Here is a 13,042-nt window from a genome sequence, read left to right on the forward strand (position 1 = left end):
ATCAATCCTTTAATGGCCCTTAACGATTTGCTTGCTGTATATATTTTCTTTATTGATTATCTGCAAAGAATATACTCCTTTTTCAAATGTTGATAAATCAATTAAAAATGTAAAATTATATGTTGAATTAATTATTGATTCAGAAAATACAATCTGGCCTAATACATTTATTACATTACATTGGGTGGTTTCTCCAATATTGTTTTTTATATTTATTTCAACCGGGCCAGAAGTAGGAATTGGATAGGCATCAACTTTAAAGGCTTCCCCAGTAAATAGAATTACAGGAAGGACATCTGAGTATTCAGAACAATCATTTGAATTATATACTTCCACTAAATAGTCTCCATCTTCTAAGGCCTGATATTTTATATCTTTCGCTCCATTGATTTTAGAACCATTTAAATACCATTGGTAAGAATTGGCTGCTGTTGTTTTTAAAACATTTTCTTCACGCCATATTAATGGTTTAGATTGGTTTTCAGCAAAACCAATGCTATGAACCGTTGAAATGGCACTGCACTTTTGATTGTTAAACACAGAAAGTTGGAAATTTCCTGGGCTTAATACTTCTATGGATTTGGTAGTATCCCCTGTATTCCACAAGTATGAGTGATGATTTTTATTGGAGGACAACATAAGGCTTTTTCCTTCACATAAAACGGACGCATAGGAACTGGTTATATTTGATGTAATTACACCTCTTGAAACAATTCCTGCAGCATTGACTTTTCCAAATCCAAAAGTGATATTTGGAATAGCACCAGTAAAACTATCAACATAGGCTGTTTCGATAACTGCTTTTTTAATTTCGCTAAAATTAGCGCTTGGACATAATTGGAAATATAGGGCCACAATTCCTGCAACTACTGGTGAGGCCATGGATGTTCCTCCACCTACGGTATGCATTCCACCTTCTGCAACTTTATTTGGCTCAGAATTAATTAATTGACTCATTGCTGAAAGTTTTCCTGCACTAATTACAAAATCACCTGTAGCTCCAATATCAGGTTTAATAATTCCTGATCGAGCAGGACCAAGGCTGGATGTAGCTGCAATTTCACCTTCGATGTAATTTACTGTTACAGTATTGCCATAATAAGCAGTATAGGATGCTCGATTTGTATAATTTGCGACAGTTAAAACATCTGGGGAACAACTAAAACTACTCACAATGGATTGTTTATTATCGGGAGAGATGTAATCGAGGATTTCAGGAAAAATAATTGGATTTGGTAATGAGTTATAAATCATTTTCGAAGTAGCCATCCAATCATCAGACCATATATCAAATTTACCGCTTCCTTTTGTAGCAAAGCGGTAATAATAATTAGCTGAATCTGCACGTGAAATCTCAACCTGCATATAATATCGCGAATCAATTCTCTCACACCAGGTTTGAACAATTCCGAGCAGATTGCCATTTGTTGAAAACAAACTGTCTTTTTTATTCATATTGAGCCTGTTTTTTATGTTAAAATAAGGGGTTATTCCTCTTAATTCAAATTCAGGAACAGTATTATCGGCCCCGAAAGCAAATTCTGCATTGTTGAAATTCAAGGTATCAGTCCATAAACTAAACCATACTTTCCCCATGCCATTCACTGGTTTAAACCAGGTAAATTTAGGTGTTGGAGTTATATTATAACCCAAATGAAATACAGATTCTCCTCTATTACCCCCGGCACAAACAAATGCTCTTCCCCCCTTCTCTGTAGCCATATTTGAAATTAATATTGCTGCCAGATCCTTTGCATCGTGTGATCCCGAATATGTGCCTACACTGGCATTAATAACGCAAGGCATTCCCAATAAATCAGCTTTATTGAAGATATAATGAACAGCATCAACAACAGTTGCAAGCCAATTGCCAGAAGAAAAATTAGTGGATACAATAATAAGTTCTGCTTCGGGAGCTACTCCTTTGTATTTTCCATTGGCAAGCCCATTGCCAACAGCAGTTCCAGTAACATTGGTTCCATGTCCGTAATACTGAGGCTGGTCTTCATGGGTGCAAATTCCAGAGTTGATATCCTCCTGTGACCATTCCTGGCCATAATTATATGGAAAGGGTGTCCTGAAAGAATTGTAGGCCTGGTTTTGATCCCATAAATATTTAACCCTTGTGCTGCCAGTTGAATCACGAAAATCAGGATGATTGAAATCTAATCCTGTATCAATTATTCCCATTAATACTCCTTTTCCTGTTAACCCAACAGGTATTCCATCAATCATTCCATTGTGTACTTCAACAATCCGGTTATTAACCAGCATTTTGTCATTTAATGTAGTTCCTTTTCCATAATGAAATTCAATATGCTCTATTGCTTCCTGAGCTTCAAATACAAAAGAGCGAATGCTTGAAACAGGAAGATTTACTGCAACAATATCACCATAACTGTATTTTATTATGCCTCCGGATTGCTCTACTGCAATTTCAATTTCCTTTATATCGCCTCTTAAAATCAAAAGCAGTTGTTCTGCAGAATTTTCACTTTCAAGAATAGCCTGGTTCAATTCCATGCTTATTTTTTCCTTCTGGCCAAAGGCATATGAGCATAAAAGCAAAAAAGAAAGCATTAGGGATGTTGTGAAAATTTTCATATACCTAATTTAAAATTTTCATTATACCCTGGAATTTCTTTGATAAAGGTAAATGAATTTGTTGTATAATCAATGTAGCAACAATAATGGTCCATTCCATTTGTAACAATTAATATATCTACCTTTAACTGCATATTGTATCTTGCAATTTGTTCAAAAACAGCAGCATTTATTTTTACTTCGGGTGCTTTGCATTCAACAATTACAGATGGCAATCCCATATTATTGTATATTACAATATCAGTTCTTTTAATTTGGTTGTTGTATTTTAATCCTTTTTCAATTTTCATTAAGGATAAGGGATAATTTTTTTCTATGGAAAGGAAATTAATGAAATGTTGTCTTACCCACTCTTCAGGTGTTAACACCACGAATTTCTTTCTTATTTTGTCAAAAATTTGCGATCTTTGACCATCCTTCTTAATTTTATAGTCATATACAGGCAAATTAAGTTCAATCATAAAGAATTCATGTTTTATTTTTTTCAAATTTAAAAAATTCCAAAAGAAAACAACTGTATAATGAAGACAAAAAAAGAAATTGTGGAGAATTGGCTTCCTCGTTATACAGGAACTCCTTTAAATGAATTTGGAGAATATATTTTATTAACAAATTTCAGCCGCTATGTTGAATTATTTGCCGAATGGCATTTGGTAGAAATTAAAGGTCTTGATCGGCCAATGCCAAATGCAACTGCAGAAGGAATTACTATTATAAATTTTGGAATGGGAAGTGCAAATGCTGCCACCATAATGGATTTATTAAGTTCCATTAATCCAAAAGGAGTATTATTTCTGGGCAAATGTGGTGGCCTTAAAAAAAAGAACAACATAGGCGATTTGATTCTTCCCATTGCAGCTATACGAGGAGAAGGAACATCAGATGATTATTTCCCTCCTGAAGTACCTGCTTTGCCTGCTTTTAGTTTGCAAAAGGCTGTTTCAACAACCATCAGAGACTTTAATCTGGATTATTGGACAGGAACAGTTTATACAACCAACAGAAGAGTTTGGGAACATGACGAGGATTTTAAGGACTATTTAAGAACAATCCGTTGCATGGGCATTGATATGGAATCCGCAACTATTTTCTCAATTGGTTTTGCTAATCATATTCCTACAGGTGCATTACTTTTGGTTTCTGATCAGCCTATGGTTCCTGAAGGAGTTAAGACTGCCGACAGTGATCTTATTGTAACCGCCCGCTTTGTTGAAAATCATATTAAAATTGGCATTGATTCCTTAAAACAATTGATAAATCATGGTTTAACTGTAAAGCATTTGAGGTTTGAGGAGTAATATAAGTTTGAATAAATTATTCGTTTACTTGTTAAATCAATAAAACATTAAATTCTGATTTTAAAATTTAAAGAATTAAAACCATTATATATACTAAACCCTTTGGCAATTAATTACAATAAAAACAATGAAGGAATTTAATGCCATAATTGCCAATCTGAAAAAAAAAATATATCATCCTGTATATTTTTTAATGGGTGAGGAACCTTACTTTATAGATGTAATATCTGATTTTGCTTCAAACAATATTCTGGATGATGCTGAAAAAGAATTTAATCTAAGCATATTATATGGCAGGGACATCAATGTTTCTACAATTATTAGTGAAGCCAAACGCTATCCTATGATTGGGAAATACCAGGTAGTGATAGTTAAGGAGGCTCAAAATGTAAAAAACATCGAAGAGCTGGAACCGTACCTTAAAAATCCACTTTCCACTACAATCCTTATTATTTGCCATAAATATAAAAGCCTGGACAAAAGAAAAAGCTTTGGAAAATCACTTGGACAAATGGCTGTTGTCCTGGATACAAAAAAGCTTCGTGATTACCAGGTTCCCGATTGGATAAATAATTACCTCGCTAACAAAGGCGGTTCAATTTCACCTAAGGCAGCAGTGTTAATGAATGAGTTTTTAGGTACCGACTTAAGCAAAATAGCCAATGAACTTGACAAGTTATTGCTTAACATCTCTGAAAAAACTGAAATTTCACCTGCTCATATTGAAAAATACATTGGCATTAGCAAAGATTTTAATAATTTCGAGTTGCAGAAAGCCCTAGGAAATAAAAACATTTTCAAATCCAATCAAATTATTAATTATTTTGAAAACAACCCTAAAAACAATCCTCTTGTACTAACTATCTCCGCTTTATTTTCATACTTCAGCAACATCCTGGCTTTTCATTATGCAAAAGACAAATCGGAGAGAGCTGTGGCCTTAGCATTGAAAATAAATCCTTTTTTTGTAAAAGAGTATGTAGAAGCCGCTAAAAATTACGATATTCGTAAAACCGTTGAAATAATTGGCCTTTTGCGAATGTATGATTTAAAATCCAAGGGAGTTGAAAATACTTCAGCCAATGATGGTGAACTTTTAAAAGAACTTATTTTTAAGGTTCTACATTGAACAAAAATAAAATGGTTTTATAAATTCAAATTTAATTTTAAGAATGAATTATTGGTTAGTTAAATCTGAGCCTGTGAAATTTAGTTGGGAACAATTTTTAAAAGGAGGCACAACATTTTGGGATGGGGTAAGAAATTACCAGGCCAGAAATAATCTCAAAGAAATGAAAAAAGGAGATTTGGTGCTTTTTTACCATAGCAATGTGGGAATGGAAGTTGTGGGGATTGCAAAGGTTGTTAAGGAATATTACCAGGATCCCACTACTGAGGATAAAAATTGGGTTGTAGTTGATTTAAAACCATTCAAGACACTTAAAAAACCAGTAAGCCTTACAAAAATAAAATCAGTTCCCGCACTTGAGAATATAGGCCTTGTAAAACAAGGAAGATTGTCCGTAATGGCCTTGAAAAAGGAAGAATTTGATAAAATTCTAGAGTTGGGAAGTTAAAGGTTTCCATTTATTAAAATAAAAAATAAAAAAACTAATTTTATTGTTGCTCGAAATAGTTACTTTTGGCAACCCAAATCAAAAAAACATGTTAATCCATTTTCTTCGAAAAGTTGTGCCATTGCTCTCAATCCTAATTTTAGCAACTTCAGTTTCCTTTGCTCAAACAGGCAATATCAGAGGTTTTGTTTACGAAAAGGAAACAGGAGAACCAGTTATTTTTACAAATGTAATTGTAAAAGGAACTACCCTTGGGGCCTCAACAGATGTAAATGGATATTATCAAATCACCAAAGTCCCGGCAGGAGATCATATTATTGAAGTAACCTATTTAGGTTATGAGACAGTTAATGTAAAGGTATCTTTAAAAGCCGGTGAAATAGCCAACAAAAGAATCACATTGGAAAAATCTACTGTTTCCCTTAAGGCTTTTAGCATTTCAGCTGATAAACAAGAAGCTAAAACAGAGGTAAGGAACTCCGTGGTTGCAATTACACCTAAAGATATAAAACAAGTCCCAACAGTGGGCGGTGAGGCTGACCTTGCCCAGTATTTGCAGGTATTACCAGGAGTTATTTTTACCGGAGATCAGGGTGGACAATTATATATCAGGGGTGGTTCTCCTGTTCAAAACAAGGTACTAATGGATGGAATGATCATTTATAACCCCTTCCACTCCATTGGTTTGTTTTCTGTATTTGATACTGACATTATTAGAAATGCAGATATATACACCGGAGGATTTGGGGCTGAATATGGAGGCCGGATTTCTTCAATAATGGATATTAAAACAAGGGACGGAAACAAAAAACGCATTTCTGGAAAAGTTGCTGCCTCTACCTTTGGTACTAAAACACTTATCGAAGGTCCCATTTTCAAACAAAAAGAAGATTTTACAGGAGGTAGTTCATCCTTTATTGTATCTGCAAAAAATTCCTATTTGGCTCAAAGCTCACGTTTGTTTTATACTTATGCAGATACGGCAGGCTTGCCCTTTAATTTTTCTGATTATTATGGAAAAGTTTCCTTTAGTGCTGAAAATGGCAGTAAAATAAATCTTTTTGGTTTTAGCTTTAACGATAAAGTTAAGTATCAGGCCATTTCTGATTTAAATTGGAAATCATTTGGCGGAGGTTCAAATTTTGTGCTTGTGCCTACTGGAACTCCAATGCTTGTTGAAGGAAATTTTGCTTATTCCTCTTACGATATTACTATGGAGGAAAAAGATTTGAGTCCAAGAAGGAGCAAGATTGATGGTTTTAACCTGGGCTTGAACTTTACATACTACCAGGGAGAAAATGAATTAAAATATGGACTTGAAGTATTAGGATTCCAAACTGAATTTGAGTTTTTTAATTCCTTGAACAGAAAAATCGAACAAAACCAGAATACCACTGAATTCGGAGCATTTGTGAAATATAAATTTGTTATTGGAAATTTAGTGGTTGACCCAAGCTTTAGAGCACAATACTATGCTTCAATGGATAATTTCTCACCTGAACCCCGACTGGGAGCAAAGTATAACATTGGTGACCGTTTTAGAATTAAAGCATCTGGTGGTTTATATTCTCAAAACCTCATAAGTGCTGTTTCTGACAGGGATGTTGTTAATTTATTTTATGGCTTTCTTTCAGGCTCTGATAATATCCCAGGAAAATTTACAGACAAGGATGGTACAACCCGGGAAGTTACCCATAAACTGCAAAAAGCCAATCACCTGATTTTGGGAACTGAAATTGACCTTACAAAAAACATTACATTAAACGTTGAGGTGTACAATAAAAATTTCACACAATTAACAAATATCAACAGGAACAAAATCTTTAATGATGACAATACATCCACTACTAAACCGGATGAATTGAAAAAAGATTTTATTATTGAAACCGGAACAGCAAAAGGAATTGATTTTTTATTGAAGTATGACATTAAAAAATTATATGTATGGGTAGTATATTCAATGTCTTATGTTGATCGCTGGGATGGAAAAAAACTATATTACCCTGTTTTTGACAGAAGACATAATGTAAATTTTGTGGCTTCCTATACCTTTGGCAAAGACCTTAATTGGGAATTTGATGCCCGTTGGAATTATGGTACAGGTTTTCCATTTACCCCTACTCAAGGATTTTATGAAAACAACACTTTTAGTGGAGGAACCAATACCGATTATACAAGTACAAACGGGGAACTGGGGATAATTTATGGCGATTTAAATAGCCAAAGGCTTCCAACCTACCACCGTCTTGACCTTACCTTAAAAAGGAAATTTGAAATTTCTCAAAGATCAACCCTTGAAACTGTATTTAGTGTTACAAATGCATACAACAGGGAAAATATCTTTTATTTTGACAGGGTAAGGTACGAGAGGGTAAATCAGCTTCCTATTCTTCCATCACTGGGCATGAGCTTGACTTTTTAGTGGTTTTAATTCACTTTGTTTAATATTAAAAAAGGTCCTTGTTATTTTAAAAACCTTTCATTAAACCACCTTTCATCCAATACCTGACACTTCTTTTTCGTTTAAATTTATTCATCATTCCATAAAACACGGATTAACTAAATTATAAACAATAGTTAATTATTGTTTTATTGACACTGAATAATTACTATTTTTGCAGGATTAACATAATAAAAATCAAAGAAAACAACGCTTCCCAATGTCATCCCCAACCAAATACATATTCGTTACAGGAGGTGTAACTTCTTCTTTAGGGAAAGGAATAATCTCAGCCTCATTAGCTAAATTATTGCAAGGAAGAGGGTATTCTGTTACCATTCAAAAACTTGATCCTTACATAAATATTGATCCGGGAACACTTAATCCTTATGAACATGGTGAATGTTTTGTTACCGATGATGGTGCAGAAACCGATTTGGATTTAGGCCATTATGAAAGGTTTTTAAATACACCTACTTCCCAGGCAAATAATGTTACTACAGGCAGAATTTATCAGTATGTTATAAATAAAGAGCGTGAAGGTGCTTATTTGGGAAAAACAGTGCAGGTAGTCCCGCATATTACCGATGAAATAAAAAGAAGAATCCAACTTTTAGGAAATACAGGAAATTATGATTTTGTAATAACAGAAATTGGAGGTACAGTTGGAGATATAGAATCTCTTCCATATATTGAAGCTGTGAGGCAATTAAAGTGGCAAATGGAAGGCCAGTGTCTTGTTATCCACCTTACTTTGGTTCCATATCTAGCTGCTGCAGGAGAACTTAAAACAAAGCCCACACAGCATTCCGTAAAAATGTTGCTTGAATATGGAATTCAACCAGACATTCTTGTTTGCAGAACAGAACACCATATTTCTAAGGAAATAAGAAATAAAGTGGCATTATTTTGTAATGTTGCTGCAAATGCAGTAATTCAATCCATAGATGCTCAGAGTATTTATGATGTGCCACTCATGATGAAGGAGGAAGAGCTGGATCTTGTGGTTTTAAATAAATTGAAAATGAATATTCCCGAACCATTGGATTTAAAGCGATGGGAAGAATTCCTTTACAAGTTGAAAAATCCAAAAATGGAAATTAATATTGGCCTTATTGGAAAATATATTGAACTTAAAGATTCTTATAAATCAATTGTTGAATCCCTTATTCATGCCGGAGCTTCTAATGATTGCTGTATAAAAATAACCTGGTTGCATTCCTCTGATATTAATGAGCAGAATGTAGCAGAAAAACTTTGGGGTTTAAAAGGTATTATAGTAGCTCCCGGATTTGGTGAAAGAGGCATTGAAGGAAAAATATCAGCAATTAAATTTTCCAGAGAAAATAATCTTCCTTTCTTCGGAATTTGCCTTGGAATGCAATGTGCTGTGGTTGAATTTGCAAGGAATGTTTTAGGATGGGCAGATGCTCATTCAAAAGAAATGAATGGGAATACTTCCCATCCTGTTATTTCTATAATGGAAGAACAGAAAAAAGTTTCCGAAAAAGGTGGTACAATGAGACTTGGAGCTTATCCTTGTTTGATCCAAAATGATACAAAGGCTTTTGAAATATATAAAAAGAATGAAATTTCTGAAAGGCACCGCCACAGATATGAATTCAATAATGAATATAAAAATGATTTTGAAAAAGCAGGTATGATGGCATCAGGAATTAATCCTGAAGGTCTTGTAGAAATAATTGAGATTAAGGATCATCCCTGGTTTGTTGGAGTACAATTCCATCCAGAATATAAAAGCACTGTTGCCAATCCACATCCGCTTTTTGTGCACTTTGTTAAAGCAGCCATTGAAATCAGGGAACTGGTTGAATAATTTTTTTTCCAGTGTTTTAAATGAGACTTTTTCATTGTTTATTTCACAAATCAATAATCAGATAAAAACAACATTTTTTAATGTTGTTTTTACTAACAATAAAACACCTTTACCTTAATTAATATTATCTTTGCGTTTTTTAAAATTAAACATATAAAATGGATAAGAATTCCATCATTGGACTTTTACTTATAGCTGCAATTCTAATTGGTTACAGCGTTTGGAATACCCCATCTCAAGAAGAAATTGAAGCTGCAAGAATAAAACAGGATTCAATTGCAACTGTTCAGGCAGAAAAAAAAGCAATTCAAAATTCAGAAATATTTGATGAGGCTCCTCTTGCCGATGCTATTCCAGATTCTTTAGAAAACACCTTGTTAAATGAAAAACTTCGTACACAATTTGGAGTTTTTGCAAATGCAGCGGTAGGGGAAGCGGAATACTGGATTTATGAAAATGAATTGCTCCGATTAAAAATCAGTTCAAAAGGAGGACGCATAGTATCTGCGGAATTAAAAAATTACAAAACCTACGATTCGCTGCCTTTATATCTATTCGAAGAAAAGACATCCGCTTTTGCTTTTAATTTTAAAGCCGATAATACCCAAATTTCAACAGGTGATTTGTTTTTCACACCAATTAACGAACCTAAAATGGTTACAGGGGAAGATTCTTCCTCTTTTACATTAAGAATGGATGCAGGCCAAGGCAGGTATATTGACTATGTATATGGTTTGAAAGGAAATTCATATTTATTAAATTTTGATGTGATTGTCCATGGACTTAATGATGTAATTTCACAGGAAACAAAGCACCTTGATTTAAACTGGAGTTTACTTGCACCCGACCAGGAAAAAAGCATGGAAAACCAAAGGATGAACACCACAATTTATTTTAAAAATGATGATGGTGTTGATTATCTTTCCGAAACCAGTGACGATAAAGCCGTTTTGGAAAAACCAACTACCTGGGTAGGTTTAAAGCAACAATTTTTTTCAACTGTAATTATCAATGAGCAAAATTTTGAACAAAATACTTCTGTAATTGAATCTGCAGTTGATCCTAATGAACCTGAATATGTAAAAAGACTTTCTGCAAGCCTTGGTGTTAAATATAACCACACTAAGACCGAGAAGTATGATATGGCACTTTACCTAGGACCAAACCATTATCAAACTTTAAAAAGAAATGGATTTGAACTTCAACACATTGTTCCTCTTGGTTGGGGCATTTTTGGATGGGTAAACCAATTCCTTGTAATACCTGTATTTAATATGCTTGCAGGGTTTGACATGAGTTTTGGGATTGTCATTTTAATATTAACGCTTATTATTAAATTGGTTTTATTTCCCCTTACCTATAAGGCTTATTTGTCCACTGCTAAAATGAAGGTGCTTAAACCTGAAATTGATGAACTGAATAAAAAGTTCTCTAAGGATGAGGCTATGAAAAAACAACAAGCAGTAATGGCCCTGTATAAAAAAGCGGGAGTAAGTCCATTCGGTGGCTGTATTCCAATGCTTTTGCAATTTCCTATTCTTATCGCATTGTTTCGTTTTTTCCCTGCATCCATTGAACTTCGTCAACAAAGCTTCCTGTGGGCAGAGGATTTGTCTACTTTCGATTCAATAGCAAGCCTGCCTTTTAATATTCCCTTTTATGGTGATCATGTTAGTTTATTTACCATATTAATGACCATTTCCACAATTTTATATACCAGGATGAACAGCCAGTTATCTGCAAGCCCTGAAATGGCCCAAATGAAATGGATGATGTACTTAATGCCAATTATTTTCCTTGGTGTATTTAATAATTATGCTGCAGGACTTAGCTATTATTATTTCCTGGCGAATATCATTACCTTTGGACAACAATTTGCAATGCAACGCATGGTTGATGATAAAGCATTGTTGGCAAAAATAGAAGTACATAAACAAAGGCCTGATAGTGATAAAAAATCCTCTTTTCAACAACGATTGGAAGATGCCGCAAAGAAAAGAGGTTATAAAATGCCTAAGAAATAATACTTTATTTGTTCCTTTTATTAAAACTGATTTTTATGAAAAATCCATTTTTAATTGTTTTTATATTATTTACTATAAGCATTTTCGGCTGTAAAACACCAAAAGAAAAACAAACCATTCCTGAAAATAAAGTAAATCAATCAACAGAAAATAAATTACCTGGTTCAAAAGACAATAACCCAGTTTCGACTAAAGAAAATTCTTTAAATTCATCTGGTATTGAACAGTCTTCTAATGTGGAAAAACTTAAAAACATGGACTTTGTTTCCGCCAAAGGAAATGACACTATTTTCGCTACCATGGAAAAAACACCTTGTTATGGAACTTGTCCTGTTTACAAATTAATGATTTTCAAATCAGGTCTTGCAATTTACCAAGGCATTAGAAATGTTGACAAAACTGGAAGATTCCTGGTTTATTTTTCACTGGAGGAAATGAAGGAAATTGAAAATAAGGCAAATGAAATTAATTATTTTAAGCTAAAGGATGAATATGATTCTCCTGTTACAGATTTCCCTACTACCATTACATCCCTAAGAATTAATGGAAAAGTGAAAGTAGTTTCAAATCGTGTTGGAGGCCCTCCTGAATTGAAGGGTTTTGAAAAACATATAGATGAAACTTTAATGCGAAAAGAATTTAAAGAACTTGACAAGTAAAACCAACAGTAGGGTGCAGATAGTAAAGAATCATAAATTTACTTTTCTTTTCATAATAGTTTCACTATTTTTTTCATCCTGTAGCTTTCAAAAGAAAGCAGTTCCTGATAGCTCATCTTCGAATATTGATTTTAAAAAATTCGAAACAAAAAAAATTGTTTCTGCAAAGGATGATCAATTTATCTTCTCAACTATTGAAAGAACCCCCTGCAAAGGAACTTGTCCTGTTTACAAATTAATTATTTTCAAATCAGGAGATGCCATTTATGATGGAAGTGATCATGTAATTCACACCGGACGGTTTTTAGTAAAGTTTTCAAAAGTCGACTTGGAGAAAATTTCAGCAAAAGCGAAAGAAGTTAAATATTTCTCATTCAAAAATGAATACCCAACAAAATCAGGAGATTTCCCTGCAACAATAACATCCTTAAGAGTTAATAAAAAAGTTAAAAGCACAAATAATCGGGCAGGTTCCATAAAAGGCCTTAGCGATTTTGAAAATTTTATTGAACAAATGCTTTTTACCAAAAAATTCATTCCACTTTAATGATTTTCTCTCCTGTTTTATACTTTTTTAAGCCTAATTGCCTGTATTTTTTAATG

Annotated in this window: 10 protein-coding genes; 8 read left to right on the top strand and 2 right to left on the bottom strand. The window is 33.7% G+C overall.

Translation table 11 applies throughout. The features are described from left to right. Window positions 1-9: 9 nt before the first annotated feature. Entirely contained in the window at window positions 10-2,604 is a 2,595-nt protein-coding gene (locus H0V01_11580) for a S8 family peptidase (protein ID MBA2584012.1), read from the bottom strand. Further along, window positions 2,601-3,065, bottom strand: coding sequence for a type I restriction enzyme HsdR N-terminal domain-containing protein (locus H0V01_11585; GenBank protein MBA2584013.1), 465 nt, complete (start codon window positions 3,063-3,065; stop codon window positions 2,601-2,603). The genes H0V01_11580 and H0V01_11585 overlap by 4 nt, the downstream gene beginning before the upstream one ends. 60 nt (window positions 3,066-3,125) lie before the next feature. Between H0V01_11585 and H0V01_11590 the strand changes: the two genes are divergently transcribed. From H0V01_11590 to H0V01_11625, 8 genes are all read left to right on the top strand, one after another. Continuing rightward, window positions 3,126-3,902 carry an AMP nucleosidase gene (locus H0V01_11590; protein MBA2584014.1) on the top strand — a complete coding sequence of 259 codons (777 nt, stop codon included), beginning with the start codon at window positions 3,126-3,128 and terminating at the stop codon, window positions 3,900-3,902. A gap of 127 nt (window positions 3,903-4,029) precedes the next feature. Next, the gene (gene holA, locus H0V01_11595; protein ID MBA2584015.1) at window positions 4,030-5,031 is read left to right on the top strand and encodes a DNA polymerase III subunit delta; all 1,002 of its coding nucleotides are present in this window, start codon (window positions 4,030-4,032) and stop codon (window positions 5,029-5,031) included. Between the two features lie 43 nt (window positions 5,032-5,074). Next, window positions 5,075-5,479 (top strand): EVE domain-containing protein, encoded by a 405-nt coding sequence (locus H0V01_11600; protein MBA2584016.1) that lies wholly within the window; start codon window positions 5,075-5,077, stop codon window positions 5,477-5,479. A gap of 43 nt (window positions 5,480-5,522) precedes the next feature. Beyond that, window positions 5,523-7,901 (top strand): carboxypeptidase-like regulatory domain-containing protein, encoded by a 2,379-nt coding sequence (locus H0V01_11605; protein MBA2584017.1) that lies wholly within the window; start codon window positions 5,523-5,525, stop codon window positions 7,899-7,901. A gap of 238 nt (window positions 7,902-8,139) precedes the next feature. Next, window positions 8,140-9,756, top strand: coding sequence for a CTP synthase (locus H0V01_11610; protein MBA2584018.1), 1,617 nt, complete (start codon window positions 8,140-8,142; stop codon window positions 9,754-9,756). Between the two features lie 158 nt (window positions 9,757-9,914). Further along, window positions 9,915-11,780: a membrane protein insertase YidC gene (yidC, locus tag H0V01_11615; GenBank protein MBA2584019.1), complete on the top strand. Its 1,866-nt coding sequence runs from the start codon at window positions 9,915-9,917 to the stop codon at window positions 11,778-11,780. A 35-nt stretch (window positions 11,781-11,815) separates the two neighbouring features. Further along, complete coding sequence (locus tag H0V01_11620; protein ID MBA2584020.1) at window positions 11,816-12,439, top strand: hypothetical protein; 624 nt, start codon at window positions 11,816-11,818, stop codon at window positions 12,437-12,439. Then, a complete protein-coding gene (locus H0V01_11625) occupies window positions 12,429-12,986 on the top strand; it encodes a hypothetical protein (GenBank protein ID MBA2584021.1) in 558 nt (185 codons plus the stop codon). The genes H0V01_11620 and H0V01_11625 overlap by 11 nt, the downstream gene beginning before the upstream one ends. Window positions 12,987-13,042 lie beyond the last annotated feature (56 nt).

This window comes from Bacteroidota bacterium, from assembly GCA_013696965.1.
GTDB lineage: Bacteria > Bacteroidota > Bacteroidia > JACCXN01 > JACCXN01 > JACCXN01.